At 65.1% G+C, this 22,219-nt stretch carries 17 protein-coding genes; 9 read left to right on the plus strand and 8 right to left on the minus strand.

Annotated features, from left to right (window positions below):
- Nucleotides 1-7: 7 nt before the first annotated feature.
- The 3 genes from nrfD to fdh form a co-directional block, all read right to left on the minus strand.
- Nucleotides 8-1,099 (minus strand): NrfD/PsrC family molybdoenzyme membrane anchor subunit, encoded by a 1,092-nt coding sequence (gene nrfD / locus AC3IMC_RS12085; RefSeq protein ID WP_490918797.1) that lies wholly within the window; start codon nucleotides 1,097-1,099, stop codon nucleotides 8-10.
- Complete coding sequence (locus tag AC3IMC_RS12090; RefSeq protein WP_490918798.1) at nucleotides 1,096-2,103, minus strand: 4Fe-4S dicluster domain-containing protein; 1,008 nt, start codon at nucleotides 2,101-2,103, stop codon at nucleotides 1,096-1,098. The genes nrfD and AC3IMC_RS12090 overlap by 4 nt, the downstream gene beginning before the upstream one ends.
- Before the next feature lie 104 nt (nucleotides 2,104-2,207).
- Nucleotides 2,208-5,543, minus strand: coding sequence for a formate dehydrogenase (gene fdh, locus AC3IMC_RS12095; RefSeq protein WP_490918799.1), 3,336 nt, complete (start codon nucleotides 5,541-5,543; stop codon nucleotides 2,208-2,210).
- A gap of 312 nt (nucleotides 5,544-5,855) precedes the next feature.
- On the opposite strand from fdh, the gene AC3IMC_RS12100 reads away from it, so the two are divergent.
- A complete protein-coding gene (locus AC3IMC_RS12100; protein ID WP_490918800.1) occupies nucleotides 5,856-6,527 on the plus strand; it encodes a Pr6Pr family membrane protein in 672 nt (223 codons plus the stop codon).
- A 74-nt stretch (nucleotides 6,528-6,601) separates the two neighbouring features.
- On the opposite strand, the gene AC3IMC_RS12105 is transcribed toward AC3IMC_RS12100, so the two are convergent.
- A complete protein-coding gene (locus AC3IMC_RS12105; RefSeq protein ID WP_490918801.1) occupies nucleotides 6,602-6,874 on the minus strand; it encodes a hypothetical protein in 273 nt (90 codons plus the stop codon).
- A 498-nt stretch (nucleotides 6,875-7,372) separates the two neighbouring features.
- Here AC3IMC_RS12105 and AC3IMC_RS12110 point away from each other — a divergent pair, with 498 nt between their 5' ends.
- The 3 genes from AC3IMC_RS12110 to fdhA all read left to right on the plus strand — a co-directional run bounded on the left by AC3IMC_RS12110 (nucleotide 7,373) and on the right by fdhA (nucleotide 11,420).
- The gene (locus tag AC3IMC_RS12110; RefSeq protein ID WP_490918802.1) at nucleotides 7,373-8,677 is read left to right on the plus strand and encodes an aromatic ring-hydroxylating oxygenase subunit alpha; all 1,305 of its coding nucleotides are present in this window, start codon (nucleotides 7,373-7,375) and stop codon (nucleotides 8,675-8,677) included.
- Nucleotides 8,674-10,074, plus strand: coding sequence for a ferredoxin reductase (locus tag AC3IMC_RS12115; protein WP_490918803.1), 1,401 nt, complete (start codon nucleotides 8,674-8,676; stop codon nucleotides 10,072-10,074). Before AC3IMC_RS12110 ends, AC3IMC_RS12115 begins: the two co-directional genes overlap by 4 nt.
- 125 nt (nucleotides 10,075-10,199) lie before the next feature.
- Complete coding sequence (gene fdhA, locus AC3IMC_RS12120) at nucleotides 10,200-11,420, plus strand: formaldehyde dehydrogenase, glutathione-independent (RefSeq protein ID WP_490918804.1); 1,221 nt, start codon at nucleotides 10,200-10,202, stop codon at nucleotides 11,418-11,420.
- Nucleotides 11,421-11,535: 115 nt separating this feature from the next.
- Here the strand turns inward: fdhA and AC3IMC_RS12125 are convergent, their stop codons facing one another.
- The 3 genes from AC3IMC_RS12125 to AC3IMC_RS12135 form a co-directional block, all read right to left on the minus strand.
- Nucleotides 11,536-12,453 carry a hydroxymethylglutaryl-CoA lyase gene (locus tag AC3IMC_RS12125; protein ID WP_490918805.1) on the minus strand — a complete coding sequence of 306 codons (918 nt, stop codon included), beginning with the start codon at nucleotides 12,451-12,453 and terminating at the stop codon, nucleotides 11,536-11,538.
- Nucleotides 12,453-13,772, minus strand: a complete 1,320-nt coding sequence (locus AC3IMC_RS12130; RefSeq protein WP_490918806.1) for a CaiB/BaiF CoA transferase family protein — start codon at nucleotides 13,770-13,772, stop codon at nucleotides 12,453-12,455. Before AC3IMC_RS12130 ends, AC3IMC_RS12125 begins: the two co-directional genes overlap by 1 nt.
- 122 nt (nucleotides 13,773-13,894) lie before the next feature.
- Nucleotides 13,895-14,686, minus strand: a complete 792-nt coding sequence (locus tag AC3IMC_RS12135) for an IclR family transcriptional regulator (RefSeq protein ID WP_490918807.1) — start codon at nucleotides 14,684-14,686, stop codon at nucleotides 13,895-13,897.
- A 140-nt stretch (nucleotides 14,687-14,826) separates the two neighbouring features.
- Between AC3IMC_RS12135 and AC3IMC_RS12140 the strand changes: the two genes are divergently transcribed.
- The 5 genes from AC3IMC_RS12140 to AC3IMC_RS12160 all read left to right on the plus strand — a co-directional run bounded on the left by AC3IMC_RS12140 (nucleotide 14,827) and on the right by AC3IMC_RS12160 (nucleotide 20,928).
- Nucleotides 14,827-15,672 carry an ABC transporter ATP-binding protein gene (locus tag AC3IMC_RS12140; RefSeq protein WP_490918808.1) on the plus strand — a complete coding sequence of 282 codons (846 nt, stop codon included), beginning with the start codon at nucleotides 14,827-14,829 and terminating at the stop codon, nucleotides 15,670-15,672.
- Nucleotides 15,673-15,788: 116 nt separating this feature from the next.
- Nucleotides 15,789-16,532 (plus strand): ABC transporter permease, encoded by a 744-nt coding sequence (locus AC3IMC_RS12145; protein WP_490918809.1) that lies wholly within the window; start codon nucleotides 15,789-15,791, stop codon nucleotides 16,530-16,532.
- 33 nt (nucleotides 16,533-16,565) lie between these two features.
- Nucleotides 16,566-17,645, plus strand: a complete 1,080-nt coding sequence (locus AC3IMC_RS12150; RefSeq protein WP_490918810.1) for an ABC transporter substrate-binding protein — start codon at nucleotides 16,566-16,568, stop codon at nucleotides 17,643-17,645.
- A gap of 77 nt (nucleotides 17,646-17,722) precedes the next feature.
- Nucleotides 17,723-19,720 (plus strand): aconitate hydratase, encoded by a 1,998-nt coding sequence (locus AC3IMC_RS12155; RefSeq protein ID WP_490918811.1) that lies wholly within the window; start codon nucleotides 17,723-17,725, stop codon nucleotides 19,718-19,720.
- Complete coding sequence (locus AC3IMC_RS12160; RefSeq protein ID WP_490918812.1) at nucleotides 19,717-20,928, plus strand: MFS transporter; 1,212 nt, start codon at nucleotides 19,717-19,719, stop codon at nucleotides 20,926-20,928. The genes AC3IMC_RS12155 and AC3IMC_RS12160 overlap by 4 nt, the downstream gene beginning before the upstream one ends.
- A 4-nt stretch (nucleotides 20,929-20,932) precedes the next feature.
- On the opposite strand, the gene AC3IMC_RS12165 is transcribed toward AC3IMC_RS12160, so the two are convergent.
- Complete coding sequence (locus AC3IMC_RS12165; protein ID WP_490918813.1) at nucleotides 20,933-21,985, minus strand: isocitrate/isopropylmalate family dehydrogenase; 1,053 nt, start codon at nucleotides 21,983-21,985, stop codon at nucleotides 20,933-20,935.
- Between the last annotated feature and the right edge of the window lie 234 nt (nucleotides 21,986-22,219).

Below are 22,219 nucleotides of genomic sequence, written 5' to 3' on the forward strand. Positions count from 1 at the left end.
AGCCCGCTCAGCTGCCGGTGGTGATCGCGTCGCCGGTGACGCCGGCGGCGCGGCGGGCCGCGAGCCGGTTCTTTTGCGGCTCGATGGTGTACCGCGGATCTCTTGCGGATTCGAGGCCCGCCTCAAAGACACCGAAGCGGGTCAGTGCCGAAGCAGCCAGCAAAGCCACTCCCGACGCCGCCGCCACCACGCGGTTACGGCCGCCCAGCAGTGCCCCCAGGCCGCCGGCCACCGCCAACCGCTCGCTCCATTTCAGCATGGCGCCTGGCTTGCCCTGATGCAGGGGCTCCGCGGCTACCGGGTCCATCCGGCGTTCCATCACCTTCATGGCAGCCACGTCACCCAGCACACCAAGCACGGCGAGTTTCCGGGCGGGACCCGTCTCATGGACCGGTGTGGTGACCATGGCCAGCCCGGCAGACGCGAGGCAGGCCGAGCTCACGAAAACGAAAGGCAGTTCCTCGTGGGCAGCGTTCCACGTCGGTGTTGCAGTATCGCCAAGCAGGACCGCCGTGTACGCCGCCAGCGGGCCGGCGAATAACGCGGCCTCAACGCCGGCCGGTCCCTCAACAGCCTGCAGCACCTTCCGCAAAGGACCCAGCGGAAGCCTGCTTCCCGTCATCCGGTCGATCTCCGCCACCGCCGCCACACCCGTGCCGGCGCTGAACGCACTCAGTATCCAGGACCCCACACTCATCGGCGAGGTGACCTTGAAGGTCCGCAGCATGTGCAGGAAACGCTCCGGCCGGCCCAGGTCCTTCACCAGGGCAACAGCACCGGCGCTTACTGCCGTCAAGGCGCCCAGCCGGGCATTCCGGCGGAGTATCGGCCGCCCGGTCAGCTGCCCGCCGAGGCCGAGGAGGGCCGAACCGGCTGCCACCCCACCCAAAAAGAGGTAGATGGCAACGTCATCGCCCCAGGGGGCCGGCTTGACCACCGGACGGCCGTAGTAGGAAGTGAACTCCGGCTCCGGCACCATGGGCATTTCCCGGGAGCCGTCACCGTTGTCACGGCGGCGGCCTGGGCCTCGCTGGCCGCCCTGCCGGCGCCGGCGGGCAGGCTCTGACGGCCGGAAGCTGTCGAACTCCGAAAGGGTCACGCCCGTCCTCCCAGGAACGCCAGTGCAGCTGCCGCGGCCATGCCCGCTACCGCCATGCCGGCCCGCCGGTACATCTTCGGCAGGTCGGCCGTTGGCACCCGCGGGTCCGGCGGAAGCCCATAGACTTCGGGTTCGTCCAGCAGCAGGAAGACCGATCCGGTTCCGCCAACACCGTCGTGTTCATTCGCGCCGTAAAGCCTCGCCTCGGTCATGCCTTGCGAGTGCAGGATGGCTACCCGTTCCCTGGCGGTCTCCACCATGTCGTCGTGGTCGCCGAACTTGATGGACGTCGTGGGGCATGCCTTGGCGCAGGCGGGCGTCTGGTCGTCGAGCAGCCGGTCATAACACAGCGTGCACTTCTGGGCGATGCCCACATTGGGAACGGCGGGATGCTTGGCATGCTCCTCCCTGCTGGTGGCCACCTTGACCGTGCCGTTGCTGCGGCGCTCGATCACGCCGAAGGGGCACCCGGCCACGCAGGTTCCACAGCCGTTGCAGACGTCATCCTGCACCACCACGGTGCCGAACTCGGTGCGGAACAGCGCCCCGGTGGGGCAGACGTCAAGGCAGCCGGCGTGCGTGCAGTGCTTGCAGACATCGGAGGACATCAGCCACCGGAAATCTGCCGTATCCGGCGGGGTGGTATCTGCTCCTTCAAGGTCCACTGCAGCAGGTGACGCCGGAGCCGGAGGACCGATGCGCGGCATGCCCAGGCTCACGAGGGCACGGCCTGATTCCCGCGCTTCGACAATGCGTTCCTGGCCCTGCTCGATGAACGCGACATGCCGCCACGTGCTGGCGCCCAGCTCTCCGGTGTTGTCATACGAGGACCCGAGCAGTTCCAGGTTTCCGTCCTGGGGGTTGTGGTTCCACTCCTTGCAGGCAACTTCACAGGCCTTGCAGCCGATGCAGATCGATGTGTCGGTGAAGAACCCCTTCCGCGGATGGGTGTGTTCCCAGTGGGCATCGGCGGTGGGGTCGGTCGGTCCGGACAGCTGGCCCATCTAGTCCTCCAACGTCGGGTCGGTACCCGGAGCGCCGCCGGCAGTCAGCGGCAGCCCGGGCGGGGCAATGTGTGCGTGGGTTAATGCAGCAGCGATGACACTCATCAGCCCGGCCCACCATCGGTGGGGCCGTCCCCGCCGGGGCCGGTTTCGAAACCTTCCGCCGCCGGATCGGTGACGGCGCGGTTACCGGTTTCGATGGTCACGCCGGCACGGTCCTGGTACTCGGCAACCAAGGCCATCAGTTCCTTGCCCCGCGGCCGGCGCCCTGGCCGGATGTCGCAGGACGCCACCTTGGATTCCTGGATCTGGACGTTGGGATCGAGGGTCACACCAAGCAGGTCGTTGGCCGCATCGCCACTGACGACTGCGCTGTTGCCGACGCCCCAGTGGTAGGGAAGCCCGATCTGGTGCACGGTATGGCCACCAACCTTGAGCGGCGCCATCCGGTCGGTAACAAGCACCTTCGCCTCGATGGCGGAGCGCGGCGAAATAATCGTCGCCCACCCGTAAGGCTCAAGGCCCCGCTCAGCAGCCAGTTCCGGCGAGACCTCGCAGAACATCTCGGGCTGCAGTTCCGACAGATACGGCAGCCAGCGGCTCATTCCGCCCGCAGTATGGTGCTCCGTGAGGCGGTAGGTAGTGAACACGTAGGGGTAGACGTCGGCGCCACTGGTCCCCGCGCTTGGCGCACTCAGGTTGTCGCCACGGGGGAACCTCAGCCGGGCCGGGTTCTGCTGTTGCGGGTACAGCGCGTTCGCCACCGGGGATTCCTGGGCTTCGTAATGCGTGGGAAGGGGCCCGTCCATGAGGCCCTTCGGCGCGAACAACCAGCCCTTGCCGTCGGCCTGCATGATGAATGGGTCATCGCCGCTGAGCGCGGCCGGACCACCGACAGAGGGATCAGGTTTGCTGCCCGGTGCCCGGTCGACCGGGAAGTCCGGCACGTCGTCTCCGACCCACTTACCCTGCTCCTGGTCCCACCAAATGTATTTCTTCCGCTCGCTCCACGGCTTTCCGGCTGGATCAGCCGACGCGCGGTTGTAGAGGATCCGGCGGTTTGCCGGCCAGGCCCAGCCCCATTCCGGCGCGGCCGGCCCCTGGTCCTGGCCTGGCTTGCGGTTTGCGGCATGGTTGAAGCCGTCAGCGTACACGCCGGTGTAGATCCAGCAGCCCGCCGCCGTAGAACCGTCGGCGCGCAGCTCCGTGTAAGCGGAGAGGGGTTTGCCCGCGTCGGGACCATCCAAGTGGCGGCCGTTGATCTCCGCAAGCACTGCCTCAGCATCCGGATCGCCGTGCTCGTCCGTGGGATAGTCCCAGGTCAGGTCGAGCAACGGACGGTCGCGTTCGTCCTGGGAACCGGCCAGCTTCTCCCGGATCCGGTTGCCCAGTTCGAAGAAGAACTGCAGTTCGCTCTGGCACTCCCCCGGAGGAGCCACGGCCTGGTGCCGCCACTGGAGCAGCCGCTGGGTCTGGGTGAATGACCCTGCTTTCTCCACGTGGGTTGCCGCGGGGAGGAAGAAGACCTCGGTTTCGATGTCCTCGGTGCGCAGCTCCCCGGACTCGATCTCCGGGCTGTCCTTCCACCAGGTCGCCGACTCGATGAGGTTCAGGTCACGCACCACCAGCCACTTCAAATGCGACATGGCCAGGCGCTGCATCCGGCCGTGGGCGGAACCCACCGCCGGATTCTGACCGAGGATAAAGTAGCCCTCCACCTCATCCTCAAGCATGCCCATCACGGTCTCATAGGTACCGTGGGCCCCGGTCAATCTCGGAAGATAGTCGTACGCCCAGTCGTTGTCCTCGTTTGCGGCGTCACCCCACCATGCCTTGAGGAGGCTGATGGTGTAGGCATCGGCGTCGGCCCAAAAACCCTTCTGCTGTTTGGACCCGATAACGGACAAATACTCCTGCAGGGTGTCATGGCGCCCGGCACTGGGCATCGGCAGGTACCCGGGCAGGAGGTTGAACAGGGTAGGGATGTCCGTGGAGCCCTGGATACTGGCGTGGCCGCGCAGTGCCATGATGCCGCCGCCCGGGCGTCCAACATTTCCCAGCAGAAGCTGCAGGATGGCGGCTGCCCTGATGAACTGCGCTCCCAGGGAGTGCTGGGTCCAACCGACGGCGTACGCGAAACACGTGGTCCGGTCCCGCCCGGAGTTTTCCGTGATGGTCCTCGCCAGATATTCGAAGTCCGCGACGCTGATGCCGCACATGTCCTGCACCGTCTCCGCCGTGTAACGGGCGTAATGCCGCTTCACGATCTGGAAAACGGTCCGCGGATCCTGGAGGGTGTCATCGCGCTGGACTTCTGCATGCTCCAACGGCGGACCGCCGCTTCCGTAGGCGTGGCCGGCTGCACGCGCCGTGGCCTCGGCGCCGTGCTCCGAACCGGGTCCGGGCTCGTCAATGGTGCCCTCCCCTTTTTCCGCATATGCCCAGGACGACGTGTCGTAGGCGCCCTTTTCAGGGTCGAAGCCGGAGAACAGCCCGCCCAGGTCCTCGGCGTCGCGGAAGTCCTCGTGGACCAGCGTGGCTGCATTGGTGTATGCGCTGACATACTCCTTAAACCAGAGGTCGTTGCTGATCACGTAGTTGATGAGCGCGCCAAGGAGCACTACGTCCGAGCCAGCCCGGATAGGAATGTGCTTATCCGCCACTGCCGATGTACGCGTGAACCGCGGATCGACATGGATGACCTTCGCCCCGCGGGCTTTAGCCTCCGCCACCCACTGGTATCCCACCGGATGGCACTCGGCCATGTTGGAACCCTGGATGACGATGCAGTCGGCGTTGGCCATGTCCTGCAGTGATTGCGTTGCACCACCGCGTCCAAACGAGGCTCCCAAACTGGGAACCGTGGCGGAGTGTCATATGCGGGCCTGGTTCTCCGTCTGCACAGCTCCCGCAGCGGTGAAAAGCTTCTTGATCAGGTAGTTTTCTTCGTTGTCCAGGGTTGCCCCGCCCAGCGAGGCGATACCCATGGTGCGGCGCAGCAGCCGGCCCTGCTCATCCTGCTGCTGCCACGTCCTGCGGCGGGTCTCGATAAACCGATCGGCCACCATCTCGACGGCAGTAGCCAGGTCCAGGTGTTGCCACTCAGTGGAACGCGGCGCGCGGTAAAGAACTTTGGTCTGCCGGCCCGGCGAATTGACGAGCTGTTCGCTGGCAGAGCCTTTAGGGCAGAGCCGGCCGCGGGAGATGGGTGAATCCGGGTCGCCCTCGATCTGGACTACCTTCTCGTCCTTAACGTAGACGCGCTGTCCACACCCGACGGCGCAGTAGGGGCACACGCTCTGCACAACCCGGTCCGCAGTGGCAGTCCGGGGGGCTATCGCCTTGGTCTTGGCCGACGTCACCGCCGGGCCACGGCCCAACAGGTCACCCGTACTTAGCTGACGGACGACCGGCCATTGAAGAAAACTTCGCGGTGCCATTTCTGGAGCATATCCCGAAGCTTGCCCAAAGCAACAGGTCAACCGCGGGCGTGTCTTTCCCGGATGCCCGGTCCGCTCTTCGCTCGTTCCGTGCGATCCCCCGTGCTTCCTGACGCGAACCGTGGCTGAGGCGGCGGTCGGTGGCAAGCCGGTCCTTTGGACCCTGGGGCCCGGCTTGGCGCAACACTACGCTGATGCCATGAGCCACGTGCCGACGCTGAGTCCTCCGGTTCAACGCAACCTCGGTGCCACCGGGCGCTGCATCCGGACCGCCCCTGGATCCGTCTAATACGTGGCGGCGCCGGACTTGCCATGCTCGCGGCCCTCGGCCAGGAGCTATACGACGCAACCCAGCCCGGCAACTCCGTCGACATCCCCCAGCTCATCTCCCAGTTCACGTTCCAGTCGAACCTCGCCCTCGGGCTCGTGTTCCTCGTGTCCGCCGCGCGGCCGCGTGCGCGGCTGCCGCAGTGGTGGGACCACCTCTGTGGCGCCCTCGCGTTCTACCTGGTGATGACGGGCATTATTTATGTGGTGCTCGTGGCTCCGCCTGGTGAACCGTGGTGGACGCTGGACATGTACTGGCCGTGGATGGTCACCCATCGCATCGCACCGCTGGTCGCGGGGCTCGACTGGCTCCTGGTCACGCGCACCGTCCGTGGCCCGTGGCGGCGGCCCCTCGCCTGGCTTTGCTACCCGGGGGTGTTCCTGATCTTCTCCTGGGTGCGCGGCGGCCTCGACGGCTGGTACCCCTACGACTTCCTCAACCCGGGGCTCGACGGCGGCTGGCCGGCGGTCATCGCCACCAGCGCCCTGGTACTCGCCGCGTTTCTCCTGGTCGGCATACTCGTGCACCTCGTCGGCGATGCCCGTGTGGGCCTCGCCCGCGGACCCGGACAGGAAACCACGGCCCAGCCGGCAGCCCCGCCCGGCTGGCTGCGCCGTCACGCTCGGGAACTACTTCCGGGGAAGGGCCGCATCTGAGGTCGCGGCCGGCACCAGGGCGGTGGACGCAAAAAGCCCCGGACCATAGACGGTCCGGGGCGTGCCTGAAATCTCTACCGCTCGATGCTGACGCTGAGATTCAAATGGATGTCGTCCGTTGCCAGGCGGTCTTCGAGATACTGCGCGAGGCTCGCATCATCGGCGGTATGCGGCCCCTTGGGAACCGCGCCGCGGAACTCGGCCTGCGTGTTGGTGGACTTCAACATATCCAGGGGCGTCCATCGGAGGTGGCCGTCGGCCAGCCGCTCGATGTCAGTGCGGAAGGTGCGGCCGTGGCCGTCACGGGCGGAAGCGCGCATGGTGAATGGAATGAAAGCTACAGGCAAGGGGGTCCTTTCGAGTGAGGCCACCATCGGCCGGCGCCTCGTAAGGAACAAGGCAACGATGGGCGTTTTTATTCCTCCTTGGTCCGCAAGTGGACCAAGACGTAACTGGTCGAAGCCTCTCAAGGCAGGCGCCGCCGTCGTACTCAAATCCGTACCCGCCCCCCGCTCACACCCGGCCTCCGCAGCGGCCATGGTGGGCGGCGGCGGCCAGTGCAGAAGGATCAATTTCCCCGCGCCCCAGGACCTCCGATTTCCCCGCGAATCCGCACTTCCAAACCGCTTCCGTTAATAGATTGACAGCAAGGGTGTCACGAGTCACACTGTTGCATATGGTGATCGATGTTGCGTACAGCGCGTACGGCAGGGTGTTCGTCCAGGACGCTGTCGCAGTGCGATCCTCCCTAATCTCATGACCACAACGTTTCGACGACGCCGGTTGCCGCCACCGACTCCGTGGTCCCTACGTCTCGCCTACTACACAGCCCTCCGGGAGAAAAAATGACTGCTCCAGTGAACGTGCCCCTCAACTCACGCGGAAAACTCGCTTCGACTTTGCCTGCCGAGCAGCTTGCAGAGATCGCTGCGCTGTTCGAGTTCCGGCGCACGGGCTACTCCCTTGACGCCCCCTTCTACACCGACCCCACGATCTTCAAGATCGACATGGAAGCCATCTTCGGCCAGCACTGGATCTTTGCCGGCAGTGTCGCCGAGCTGCCGGAGCCGGGCGACTACATCACGGTCGACTACGGCCCCTACTCCCTGATCGTGCTGCGCACCGACGAGGGAGACGTCAACGTCCTGCACAACGTCTGCCGCCACCGCGGTGCGCGTGTTCTGACCGAAGCCGCCGGTTCCACCGGAAACCTTGTCTGCGGCTACCACTCCTGGACCTACTCCCCCGAGGGCAACCTGATCCACGCCTCCGCTCCCGGCGAAGCCAAGTTCGACAAGAACTGCTTCGCCCTCAAGCGCGCCCACAGCCGCGAGGTTGCCGGACTCATCTTCGTCTGCATCGCAGACGTTCCGCCCGCAGACTTCGACGAGACCGCCAAGATCTTCGAGCCTTACCTCGCGCCACACGACCTGTCCAAGACGAAGATCGCCTACCAGCAGAACATCATCGAAGAGGGCAACTGGAAGCTCGTCATGGAGAACAACCGTGAGTGCTACCACTGCGACGGACACCCGGAACTCGCCTGTTCGCTCTTTCCCACATGGGGCCTGACCGAGGGCCTCATCCCGCCCCACCTCGAGGAAGTATGGGACCGCAACAAGGAAGCCCAGTCTTCCCTCGAGGAGCGCTGCCGCCGTTATGGCCTGCCCTACGACGTGGTCGAGGAGCTTGACACCCGCATCGCCGGAATCCGCATCTCACGCGAATCCCTCGACGGCGAAGGCGAGTCATTCTCGGCCGACGGGCGCCGGCTGTCCAAGAAGCTGCTCGGCGACCTGCCGGACTTCCGGCTGGGCCGCTGCTCCATGCACCTGCAGCCCAACAGCTGGTTCCACTTCCTTGGCGACCACGTCATCACGTTCGGTGTCTTCCCGATCAACGAACACCAGTCGCTGGTCCGCACCACCTGGCTGGTGGCTGACGACGCCGAGGAAGGCGTGGACTACGACCTGGAGAAACTTACCTATACCTGGAAGCAGACCAACCTGCAGGACAAGGCGTTCGTGGAGCTGTGCCAGCAGGGCGCTGCCAGCCCCGCCTACGAGCCAGGCCCCTACATGAAGAGCGAATACCAGGTGGAGGCCTTCATCAACTGGTACGTGCAGCGGGTGCAGGAGCACTTGGCATGACCGAACTCCTCATTGAGACAGTGATCCAGGAACCACAGCGCATCCGCGGTCTTGAGATGCCATGGAACCGGGTGATGGGCAGCACCGAGGCACCTGCCCGCGCTGCCCGTGCACTGGGTCCTTGGCACCCGCAGGAGTTCATGGCCGAATGCGTGGAGACTGTTCCCGAGGCCGGGGACATCATGACCTTCGTGTTCCGCCGCTGCGATGGCGCACCCCTGGCGTTCCGCGCGGGGCAGTACGTCAACGTAGCCTTTCCCGTGAACGGCGACGACCAGGATCCGGTGGACCGCAGCTACTCGCTGTCCAGCTCGCCCACGGAGCCCTGGACGTTCAGCATCAGCGTCAAACGCGATCCTACGGGTCTGGTCTCACCCTGGGTGCATGAGAACGTCAAACCCGGCACCGTCCTCGAGATGCTCGGACCGGTGGGGGCATTCCACCTGCCCGATGCCGACCGGCGGGCGCGTTACCTCCTGCTGGCCGCCGGCGCAGGCATCACGCCCATCATGTCCATGGTGCGGACCATCCACTCCCTGCCCGGCCATGCTGATGTTGTGGTGCTCTACCACGGAGCCGAAGCCGGCGGCTTTGCCTTCCACCGGGAGCTGGCCTACATCGCTTCCGTGGACTCGCGGGTCAAGGTCTTCTACTCCCTGGGCGACCGCAGCAAGCCCGAAGGGTGGGAAGGGCTCAGTGGACGGCTGACCGCAGCCATGCTCGACCAGGTTGCTCCCGACGCCAACGGCCGCCAGGTCTACGCCTGCGGGCCCGAGGGCTACCTGAACAGTGCCACCGAGCTCCTGAAAAAGGTCGGCGTCGATGACACCTCCATCTACATGGAATTCTTCTCGGGTGACCGCAAGACGCTCCTTGAATACCAAGCAGAGATCGCGCTTGCGTCGGACATTGCCGAGGAGATCGCGGAGGAAATCGCCGGTTCCGCCGAGGACTACTTTGAAGGCCAGCCCACCGCGTTCGGTCTTTACGAGCCCGGCTACGACGCCGAAGGAACCTTGCCGGCCACAGGGCTTCCGCTGGAAGCGGTCGAGCCGGACGCGACCGCCACCTCCTCGGAGTCTGCGCCGGAGGCCGAGGTCCCCGACGCCTCGAGCTTCGACACTGTGGGAACGGGCAGCCTCACCATGTCCTTCATGCGGACAGGCATCAATGTACGCATCGATCCGACCGAACAGATTCTCGGGGCGGCACAGCGCGCCGGCGTCAGAATCGGGGCGAACTGCCAGGAAGGCATGTGCGGTTCCTGCAAGGTCGTCAAGCTTTCCGGGGACGTCGACATGAACCACCAGGGCGGTATCCGGAAACGTGAGATCGATGCAGGAAAGTTCCTTCCCTGCTGCTCCACAGCGCAGACCGACTTGGTGATCGATGCCTAGTCGCTACACCTGCCCATGCCCCCATCTGCTTCACGAAAACTGATAACAACTGCCTCCCAGAAGGTCTGATGCCGCCAGCATCAGACCTTCTGTGAGCATTCGATCGCCAACCAAGGAGCCAATCCATGTCAGGTAACAAAGCCGTTGCGTACAAGGCACCTGGGATCGTCGAAATCATCGACACCCCTTATCCCACTTTTGAGCTCAGGGAAGGGCCAGGCGTCAATCCCATCAACGTCGGCCGGAAGGTCCCGCACGGGGTCATCCTGCGCACCGTCAGCACCAACATCTGCGGGTCGGACCAGCACATGGTCCGTGGACGCACCACCGCCCCGGCCGGTCTCGTCCTGGGGCACGAGATTACCGGGGAAGTCATCGAGACCGGGCCCGACGTCGAGTTCATCAAGGTAGGGGACATCGTCTCGGTCCCCTTCAACATCTCCTGCGGACGCTGCCGGAACTGCAAAGAGGGCAAGACCGGAATCTGCCTGAACGTGAACCCGGACCGCCCCGGGTCCGCCTACGGTTACGTCGACATGGGCGGATGGGTTGGCGGGCAGGCAGAGTACGTCCTGGTCCCCTATGCGGACTGGAACCTGCTGCGGTTCCCCGACCGGGACCAGGCCCTGGAGAAGATCATGGACCTGACCATGCTCTCGGACATCCTCCCGACCGGTTTCCACGGCGCAGTCACGGCAGGTGTGGGCGTCGGGTCCACCGTCTACGTTGCCGGCGCAGGTCCCGTGGGGCTTGCCGCGGCGGCCAGCGCCCAGCTGCTGGGGGCGGCGGTGGTCATCGTAGGCGATCTCAATGAGGACCGCCTGGCCCAGGCCCGGTCCTTTGGCTGCGAAACCGTCAACGTGGCCAACGGCGACCCGGCAGACCAGATCGAGCAGATCCTCGGCGTCCGGGAAGTCGACGCCGGCATCGACGCTGTCGGTTTCGAGGCCCGTGGACACGGTCACGGCGCCCAGGAGGCGCCCGCCACCGTGCTCAATTCGCTCATGGACATTACGGCCGCCGGCGGCTCCGTTGGCATTCCCGGGCTTTACGTCACCGGGGACCCGGGTGCCGCGGACGAGGCAGCCCAGAAGGGCAGCCTGTCCCTGTCCCTGGGAACCGGCTGGGCGAAGTCCCTGTCCTTCACCACCGGGCAGTGCCCGGTGATGAAGTACAACCGGCAACTGATGATGGCGATCCTGCATGACAGGATCCAGATTGCCAAGGCTGTCAACGCCGCGGCCATTTCACTCCAGGACGCCCCGCGTGGGTACGCCGAATTCGACGCCGGCGCCGCCACGAAGTATGTCCTGGACCCGAACGGATACCTGGGCAACCTGTCTTAGGGAGGGGTCCCACCCGGCAGGCTAAAGCGGCCGCTGCACCACCCGCACTGTGCGGGCGGCGCAGCGGCCGCGTCGTTTGCTGCGACAAGACGACCCCCTGCCTAAGTACCCCGCCTTAGGCTGCCGCGGGGAACACTCCCGCCCCGGCCAGCCCGGAACGCGGATTCGTACCGACCAGGCCGCAGATCCAGCGGCCCAGTTCCGTTGCTTTCTGCAGGTCGATGCCTGTCTGGAAGCCGGCACGCCCGAGCATCCACGCGAGATCCTCCGTGGAGATGTTTCCGGCTGCGCCCGGGGCGAAGGGGCAGCCTCCGAGACCGCCGACGCTGCTGTCGAACACATCCACGCCCGATGCCATCGCCGCATAAGTATTGGCCAGCGCAGTATGGCGGGTCTCGTGGAGGTGGGCCCTTAACTGCAGGTCGGTTTCCTCGCGCAGCCTTGCGAAAGCCTCACCCACCTGCCACGGCACGGCGCAGCCAATCGTGTCGGCCAACGCCACCTCCGCCAAGTCCGCACGGCCAATTGCACTGCGGACAACCTCGAGGGTCTGTCCTATCGGGACATCACCTTGGTAGGGGCAGCCAAAGGCGACGGCGGCTGTAACGCTGAGTGGAATGGATGCCGAGGCAGCGATGTCAGACACTTCCTCCAGCGCCGTCAGCGCTGCAGCAACTGTGGTGTTCTGGTTGGCCGTCGCGAATGCATCGGTCACCGGGAGCACATAGTTCATTTCATCCACACCGGCGTCGACGGCCCGGAAGGCACCCCTGGTGTTGAGCACCAGACCGATGTAGCTCACGGCCTCGGTGCGCGGGACCGCCGCCATCACGGCGTCGGCATCGGCCATCTGGGGAACGGCTTTGGGGTTCACAAAGCTGACGGCTTCGATCCGCTGCGCACCCATCCGGATCAGCTCGCTGATGAGCGTGACCTTGTCTTCCGTGCTGACGGGGGTCTTCTCGTTCTGCAAGCCGTCGCGCGGGCTAACGTCCACGATTGAGACGGGCCTGGTTCCATGGGCAAACGCCATCAGATCGCTCCTTCGCTACGCGCGTTCTGCAGCTCTTCTTCGGTGAGGTTCAGGAGCCCCTGGTACACGTCGGCATTGTGGGATCCATGCACGAGAGGCCCGTTCCAGCCAATCCGGCCAGCGGAGCGCGTGAGCTTGGGGACGATTCCCGGCTGGACCACGGCGCCCAGCTCCTCGTCAGCCACTTCCACGAGCATGTCCCGGGCTTTAAGCTGCGGATCCTCGAAGATGTCCTCAACGGTGCTCACCATGCTGTTCGGAACAGCGTGTTGATCGAGCCGGTTGACCAACTCGCCGGCGGAGTATTGCACTGCCCAATCGGCGATGACGCTTTCAAGCTCCTCCTGGTTGCGGCCCCGCTGCGCATGATCGCGGTATCTCGGGTCTTCTGCGAGGCCGGGCATGCCCATCGCGGCGGCGAGGCGCACGAAGACCGAGTCCTGGTTGGCCGCTATGACAACCCACTTGCCATCGCTGGACTGGAAGATGTTCGACGGCGCTATCCCCTTGAGTCCAGAGCCGCTGGGTCCGGGAACAATACCGGTGGCGGCGTAGTCCGGTACAGCGCTCTCCAGCAGCGAGAAGCACGCCTCGACGAGCGACACATCGACCACCTGGCCAGTACCCCCGCGGGCATCCCGCCAGTACAGCGCCAGCAGGATCCCCTGCAGGGCATACAGCGAGCCGAGGCTGTCCCCCAGGGAGATTCCTGTCCGGGGAGGCGGCTGATCGGGGTAGCCGTTCAGGTGCCGCAATCCGCCCCGCGCTTCGGCGACGGAGGCATAACCCGGCTTTGACGCTTCCGGACCAGTCTGACCGTATCCGGAGACCCTGGCGATGATGAGGCCGGGATTGATCTTCCACAGCTCGTCAGGGCCGAGGCCAAGCTTTTCCATGGTGCCCGGGCGGAAGTTCTCGAGGATGACGTCGGCTTCCTTGCAGAGCTCAAGAAAGAGCTCCCGGCCGCGCGGGGCTTTCAGGTCCAGGGTGACGCACTTTTTGCCGCGGGACTGCACCGACCACCACAGGGGATGATCGTTGACCCGCGCACGGCCCCATTCGCGCATGGGGTCCGGCCGGTTAGGGGATTCGACCTTGATGACTTCGGCGCCAAAGTCTGCCATCTGCCGTCCTGCGAAAGGGCCCGCGATCAAGGAGCCCAGTTCGAGAACACGCACCCCGGACAGAGGACCGGCACCATCGGCCATATTTTCGGCCCTGCTTGCAGGAGTTGACGGTGTGTCTTGCGCGTTCCTGTGCCCGTGCCCGTCCGCAGCGTCCTTGCCGCGGTCCTTAGTGCCGGTTTCGAAAACCTTCATCACATTTCAACTCCTGATTCCTGATGCAGACCCAGCGGGCAGTACACACGGACAGACGCCGGCGGCTCCCCGTGGTGCAGGAAACCAGTATGCACTCAATGCATCATATTGTGAACATCAAATCACGATATGGGCTCCGCCTCCGGTGGAAGACTTCCGCCGATCAGCCGCGTGCCTTCCGCAGCGGCCGCGATGACGGGTTCTATCCAGGAAGCGCACACGTCATAGGGCATCCTCATGGTGGGCCCCATGACGGTAAGTGCACCGTAGAGCTCAGCCTGGGGGCCGAAAATGGGAACGGACAGGCCGCTTGCCCCGGAAACCCGCTCTCCGGTGGTGATGGCAAAACCGTCTGCGCGGGTCTTGGCGACGGCGGCGTCAAGGCTCACTGCGTCCGTGATGGTCTGATGGGTGATGGACCGGAGCCCTGAACCGTAGACCTTCTCCGCCAGGTCGGTGTTCCAGGCGAGCAATACACGCCCCGCCGAACCGGCGTGGAGCGGCATGATGTCGCCGACCTCAACCGCACGTCGAAGTACCCGCCGGGTCTCGGCCAGCGCGACGCAAACCCTGCTTCCCTGCGATTCCCTGAAAATACAGACCGTCTCGCCCAGCTCATCGCGCAATCGCCGTATCACTGGCGTCAGCAGTTCCAGGAAATCCAGCCCCTGCCGGGCAGGTGCCGCCCAGTGGGTCATGCGTATCCCGATCCGGAAGTGGTCCCCACGCCGGTCGAGCAACCCCTCGTGCACCAAATTGGTCACCAGGCGCTGCACAGTGGAGTGGGGCAGCCCGGTTTCTGTCCGCAGTTCGGCCAGGCTCATCTCGGGCCGCACCAGCGAGAAGGCATCCAGGATGGACGTGATCTTCTTCAGCACCAGCAACGGGGCGGCGGCGTTTTCGGTTGTGCTCATGGCTCGTTTCGAGTTCTTTCTTCGCTCAGATGATGACGGCCGCTCCGCGCGGCTCCCCTTGTAGTGTGACAGACGTTACTGTTAGCCTTGCGTCCACTATATGGCGATCAACTCACAATGTGGTTAGCGGGAGAACAGCAATGACGCACCCCTTACAGCCTGAACGTTCCAAGTTTGCGGTTGAACTCGACGGATGCACCAAGGAGTTCGCAACTCCCGGCGGTGGATCGTACTTCGCCGTCCGCGACATCGACCTCAAGGTCGAGCCCGGACGGTTTGTCTCCATCGTTGGGCCGACGGGGTCGGGCAAGTCCACCATTCTCAACATGGCGGCGGGACTCCTGAATCCTTCGTCCGGCACTGTCCACAGCTTTGGTGAGCCCGTCCACGGGGTGAACCGCCGCGCCTCCTACATGTTCCAGCAGGACGCCCTTCTGCCTTGGAAGTCGGTCATCGACAACGTCAGCCTCGGGCTCACCATGGCCGGGGTCTCCAAGGCCGAGGCCTACGACGAGTCACGCCGGTGGCTCGAGAAGGTGGGATTGAAGAACTTCGCTGACCGGTACCCCCACCAGCTCTCCGGCGGCATGCGCAAGCGCACCGCGGTTGCCCAGGCCTGGATCGTCAACCCGGACATCCTGCTGATGGACGAGCCTTTCTCCGCGCTCGACGTACAGACGCGGCAGATCATGGAGAACGAGCTCCTTGAGCTCTGGCAGGAATCGGACAAGGCCGTCGTGTTCATCACCCACGACCTGGACGAGGCAATTGCCCTGTCCGACGAAGTGGTCATCCTCGGGGCCGGACCGGGCAGCACCGTCGTCGGCAGCTACGAGATCGACATCCCCCGGCCCCGGGACCTCCTTGATATCCGGGACGATCCCAAGTTCGTCGAGCTCCACAGGGAAATCTGGGGGCGCCTCAAGGTCGAGGTCTCCAAGACCTATGAATCGGCACGGGAAGAGGAAGAGAGCGACGCAGCATGACGGTGGCACCAGTTTCCAAAAAGACACAACGCCTTCCTCTCCGGAAGGAGCGGGCTACGTCGGGGGTCCGGAGCCCCAAGCGCAAGAGGGGTGAAGCGTCGAACTTCTCCATCCGGATGGGACAACTGGCCCTCGCCGTCGTTGTCCTGGGCGCCTGGGAATTGCTGGGACGCGTTGGCGTCATCGACCCGTTCTTCTTCCCCCTCCCCTCCGACATCCTGATGACCGTATGGGTCTGGATCTCCAGCGGCTTTGTCTTCCCGCACCTGTGGATCACCCTGCAGGAATCGATCCTCGCATTCCTGACGGGTGCGGCGGCCGGCTTGGTCCTGGGCTTCCTCCTTGCGAGGGTCCGATTCCTGGAGCGGCTCCTGGACCCGTTCCTGCAGATGTTCAATGCCCTTCCCCGGGTGGTGCTGGCCCCGATCTTCCTTCTATGGTTCGGCCTGGGGATCTGGTCAAAGGTCGCCTTCGGTTTCACCCTTGTGTTCTTCATCGTCTTCTTCAACACCCTCGAGGGCGTCAAGAGCGTGGACCGCGTCCTCGTGGACAACGCACGCATGCTGGGGGCGACGGAGAAGCAACTACTCCGCCACGTCTTCATCCCCAGCGCGCTGACCTGGATCTTCTCCAGCCTGCACATCAGCGTAGGCTTTGCCATCACCGGCGCAGTGGTGGGCGAATATCTCGGAGCCTCCGCCGGCGTGGGCTACGCGATCGCCCAGGCCCAGGGTGTCTTCGACACCAAGGGGGTCTTCGCCGGCATGTTCATCCTGATGTTCGTGGTCCTGATCATCGACCTCCTCGTCAACCGCCTCGAACGGCACCTCCTCAGGTGGCGCCCGGCCCGGTCCTCGTAACCCATCACCATCACCGCCTGAAAGGGACATCCCATGACACAGAACGAAATCCGGCACCGACGCCGCGGCCTCGTCCGCCCCCTGACCCTGCTTGCCTCCGTTGCCCTCGCCCTCTCCGCCTGCGGAGCCCCTGCGGCTGCACCTCCCGGCCAGAACGGGACCGGTGCCGCCGGCGGCGGGGAAGGCACCAAGGTGATCATCGGCGTCGGCGGCCAAACTCTCCTGACCTACCTTCCCACTACGCTGGCCCAGGAACTGGGCTACTACAAGGAGGCGGGCCTTAACGTCGAACTCCAGGACCTGCAGGGCGGCTCGAAAGCGCTCACCGCGATGGTGGGGGGCAGCACAAATGTCACCAGTGGATACTACGAGCACACCATCCAGATGCAGGCCAAGAACCAGCCCATCAAGGCGTTCGTTGACATGGGAGAGTCGTCCGGGCTTGCCCTCATCGTGGCGCCCAAGAACGAGGGCCAGATCAAGTCCATTGCGGACCTCAAGGGCAAGAACGTCGGCGTGACCTCACCGGGGTCCTCCACCGATATGTTCGTCAAGCTCCTGCTGGCCAAGAACGGCATGCAGCAGACAGATGCCGCGGTATCAGCCATCGGCGCCGGGTCCTCTGCCGTTGCCGCCGTGGAGCAGAACCAGGTGGATGCCGCGGTGATGCTCGAACCAGACATCTCCGTACTCGGAAAGCGGATAGGCCACGATCCGGTCCTTCTGGAAGACGTCCGGACCGTGGAGGGGCTGAAGGAAGTCTTCGACACCGGCTCATGGCCGTCCTCCTCCCTCTATGCCAAGACCGAATGGCTGGACCAGAACAAGGAAACCGCAGGCAAGCTCGCCAAGGCGATCAAGCGCACCCTCGAATTCATCGACGGCCACTCCGGCGAGGAGATTGCCGCGAAAATGCCGGAGAAGTTCGCCGGCGGAGACAAGGCCCTTTACGCCAAGGTCATTGAGGACCTGAAGAAGACGCTCAGCAAGGACGGAACCTTTACCGAGGACGGCGTCAAGGCGGTCCTGAAAACCCAGCAGGTGGCCAACCCGGAGGTCGGGGACAAGGAGATAAAGCTGGCTGACACCTATACAAACGAATTCGTGAAGTAGCCCCAACCTGCAGGCACGCCATCCACAACGGATGGCGTGCCTGCGCCATGACCGCATTCCTGCTTGAGGAGCTCCCAATGCCCGGGACACTGACCCACAAAATCCTGGCCAGCCATCTCGCGTCCGGCGAGCTGACCCCCGGTGCAGACATCACCATCGCCGTCGACCAGATCCTCATCGAGGACGCGACTGGGACCATGACCGCCATGCAGTTCGAAATGCTCGGCGGGGATTCCATCGCGGTGCCGCTGGCGGTCATGTATGTCGATCACAACGTCCTGCAGATCGATGACAAGAACATGCAGGACCACCACTACCTCCGGACGTTCTCCGCGCGCTACGGGTTGCGCTACTCCCCCGCCGGGCACGGCATCTCCCACTACATCCATCTGGAACACTTTTCCCGCCCGGGCCAGGTCCTGGTGGGCGCTGACTCCCACACCTCCACGGCGGGCGCCCTCGGCATGTTCGCCCTCGGCGCCGGCGGGCTGGAGGTGGCCGTGGCGATGGCGGGCTATGGGTTCGACTTTGTGTGCCCCGCAGTCGTAGGCGTGGAACTGACAGGCACGCTCGGACCCCATGCCGAAGGGAAGGACGTGGTGCTGGAGCTGCTGCGCCGCCACGGCGTGCGCGGCGGCCGCGGCAAGGTGTTCGAGTTTCACGGCGAGGGTGTGGCCAGCCTGTCAGTCGCGGCACGCGCGACCATCTGCAACATGATCATCGAAACAGGCGCTGCCACGGCCATCTTTCCTTCCGATGACCAGACCCGTGCCTGGCTCCGGGCCCAGCGCCGCGAGGATCAGTTTGTACCCCTGGCGGCAGACGCGGGCGCAAGGTACGACGACGACGAGCAGATTGATCTCTCACGTCTCGTTCCGCTCGTGGCACTGCCGCACTCACCAGGCAACGTCCGTCCAGTGTCCGAGTTGCCGCGCACCGAGGTGGTGCAGGTGTGCGTCGGCTCCTCCGTGAACAGTTCCTATGAGGACCTGGCCACTGTGGCGGCCATCCTCAAGGGATATACCGTCCATCCGTCTGTCCAGCTCACGGTAACCCCGGGATCACGGCAGATCCTGCAGACGATCATCGCTTCCGGTGTCTACGAGGACCTTCTGGCAGCCGGGGCGCGGATGCTCGAGCCGGTATGCGGCCCCTGCGTGGGCATCGGGCAGGCACCGACGGAGGGTGCGCCGTCGTTGCGCACGTTCAACCGCAACTTCCCGGGCCGCAGCGGTACAGCCGAGGACTGCGTGTACCTGTGTTCGCCGTCAACCGCTGCGGCCAGTGCGCTGGAAGGCGCCATCGTCGACGCCTCCACCGTGACCCGCGCCGAGCTCCGCCCCGCCACTCCTCCGCGTCCGGAAGTCCACGACCTGCACATCGCCGGGGTGCTGCCTCTTGAGACACGTCGCAACATCGAGATCGAGCGGGGCAGCAACCTCGTCCCACCGCCACAGCCCTCACCGCTGCCGGCTGGCCTGGACGCCCGGGTGCTGATCGCCGTCGGTGATGACATTTCCACCGGCGACATGGCTCCCGACGGCGCTATCGCCATGTCTGTATGGTCCAACATCGCCGTCTGCGCGCGCTTCATGTTCCGCCGCCTCGACCCTGGTTTTCATGATCGCGCCCTCGAATGGGGCGGCGGAATCATTGTCGGCGGGGAAAACTACGGGCAGGGTTCGTCGCGGGAGCACGCCGCCCTGATCCCGCTGTACCTGGGGGTACGGGTGGTCGCTGCCCGCAGCTACGCGCGGATCCACCGCCGCAACCTCATCGCGGCCGGGATCGTGCCGCTGATACTCCCCTCCGACGCGCAAAGCTCAACCGGGCAGCGGTGGGTCATCGAAGGGCTTGCCGACTCCCTCGCCCATGGTCGCCGCTCCATCACCGCCCGGGTGGACGGAGGCACTGAACTGGTGCTCGGGCTCGACTTCTCGCCCGCCGAACGTGCCGTCCTCACTGCGGGCGGCCTGCTGGCCCAGGTACGAACCGGCGGGCGCTCCATGTTGGGCAGTGATGGCGCCGCCCAGGATGATGCGGCAGGCGCTTCGCAAAGCCGATCCGCACGATGAGGCCGGCAGCCGCCAAACCCGTTCGAACACCTGCGCGTCGACCGGGACAGCGCGCCACGGCCATCGCGGCGCTGACGACGGTGGTGGCGGTGCTGCCCGTCTTCCTCGTCGGCGGCCTGGCTGTCCAGCTGGAGCAGGACCTGGGCATGACGGCGTCGTCGCTCGGAGTCGCGGTGGCCGCCTTCTGGGCAGTCTCCGCACTGCTGTCTGTCCCGGCGGGGTACGTGGCGGGCGGCCTCGGGCTCCGCCGTGGAGTTCCGCTCGCTGTCGGGCTGGGCTTCGTTGCGCTGGCCGGCATCGCCTTTGCCACTCCACACTGGGCGTGGCTAATCGTCTGGCTCAGTTTCGCCGGTGCCGCGAACGCCCTGATCCACCCACTGTCCAACGGCCTGATCGTGGATCAGGTGGCGGTACGCAACCGCGCCTTCTCGTTTGGCCTCAAGCAGGCCGCCATTCCGACGGCGACGCTCACCGCTGGCCTGTCCGTCCCGGTATTTGCGCTTACCGTGGGGTGGAGCTGGACCTTTGCGCTGGCAGCACTGCTGGCGGCTGCCCTGATCCCGGCGCTCTTCAGGTCCCTCCCACGCTCGGCCGCCCTCCACCGGCGCTCCGGTGACGCTTCAGGCGAGCCACTCCCCTGGAGGCTGAAAGCGTTCCTTCTTGCCACAGCCGTGGCCAGCGCGCTGGGTGCGGGGCAGGCCAATGCGGTGGGTGCTTTCACTGTCACCATGGCGGTGCAGGCGGGATTCGCTGCCGCCGGCGCGGGTCTACTGTTGGGGGTCGCCAGTGTGGCCGGGATTCTGGCCCGCCCGCTGGTGGGCATTGCCGCGGACCGGGGAATCGGCGGCTCGATGGCCACGGTGGCCCTGATGATGGGGGCCGGTAGCGTAGGGCTGCTCGGCATGGCGTCCGGTTTCCCGCTCGCCTATGCGGCCGGGGCCGTCGTCGCCTTCGGTCTGGGCTGGGGCTGGAACGGCCTGGCCCACTACGTGGTCTCGCGTACGGCGCATCCGTTCACCGTCCAGGCCACAGGGATCACTCAGAGCGGCACCTACATCGGCGGATCGTTGGGGCCGCTGCTGTTCGGGATCGTTTTCTCCCAGTTCAGTCCGGCGGTGGGATGGACGCTTGCGGCTGTAGTCGCGGCAGCGGGGGCGGCAGCCTCGCTGGTCGCGTTCCGTTTGGAGAAGCGTTTGCGCTCAGCCTAGTTGCCTAGGACAGGCGCGACAGCACTGCCGCGGCGAACTCCGCCGTGGTGGCGGTGCCCTTCAGGTCCGGCGTCGCCGTGCCGTCAGCGAGGGTGCCCTCAAAAGCCAGGGTCAGCGACCGGGCCGCCTCCGCCTCCCCGAGATGGTCGAGCATCATTGCCGCGGCCCACAGAGCACCGACCGGGTTGGCGATACCCTTGCCCGCAATATCCGGAGCAGAGCCGTGCACGGGTTCGAACATGGACGGGTGCCGGCGCTCCGGGTTGAGGTTGGCGCTGGGGGCAATCCCAATGGAGCCGGCAATACCAGCCACCAGGTCCGAGAGAATGTCCCCAAACAGGTTCGACGCAACGATGGTCCGGATACTCGTCGGCTTCATCACCAACCGTGCCGCCAGGGCATCAATGAGCACCTTTTCGATGGCGACGCCGGGGAACGCCTCGACCGTCGCCGCCACCACCTCATCCCAGAAGGGCATGGTGTGGATGATGCCGTTGGACTTTGTTGCCGAGACGAGCTGCCCGCCGCGTTCGGTGGCAAGGCTGGCGGCAAAGTGCGCCGCCCGCGCGATACCGCGCCTGGTGAAGACGCTCTCCTGAACCGCGAACTCGCCGTCGGTTCCGCTGCCGAACCTTCCCCCGATCTGGGAGTACTCGCCTTCAACGTTCTCCCGAACCACTACGATGTCCAGTTCCTCGATGCCGGGCATGGCACTGACGATGCCGGGCAGCAACCGCATGGGCCGGAGGTTGATGTACTGGTCAAACTCCCGGCGGATAGGGATGAGGAGCCCCCAGAGGGTGACGTCGTCGGGTACGTCGGGTGTCCCTACGGCGCCCAGGTAGATGCCATCACCGCTGCTCAGCTGCTCTATACCGTCGACGGGCATCATACGGCCCGCCTTGCGGTACAGCTGGCTGTTCCAGTCGCGGACCCGCCACTGGACGTCGAAGTCGTAAATTCCGGCTACGGCGTCGACGCACTGCATCGCGACGTCGGTGACGTCCACGCCAATGCCGTCACCGGGAATTGCGTCAATGACATAACTGCGGCCCATGCACATCCAATCGCTCGTGGTATTTGAAAAGCATATGCGGGTGGTCAGGCGAACCCCTCATCGTGCAAATACGACACAGGGCATCTTCGACACGCGCCTGCCCACACGGCTCTGGAGAGCCGTGGCTGTTGGGCCTTCAGGGCAGATGCGGGGTTCCCATCCACCATGTCCGGGGCACAGCGGATCCTGCCCCCCCGTCCGCGCTAAGCGCGTGACGGGCAGATAACCGGCCGT

Source organism: Arthrobacter sp. E70 (genome assembly GCF_058266945.1).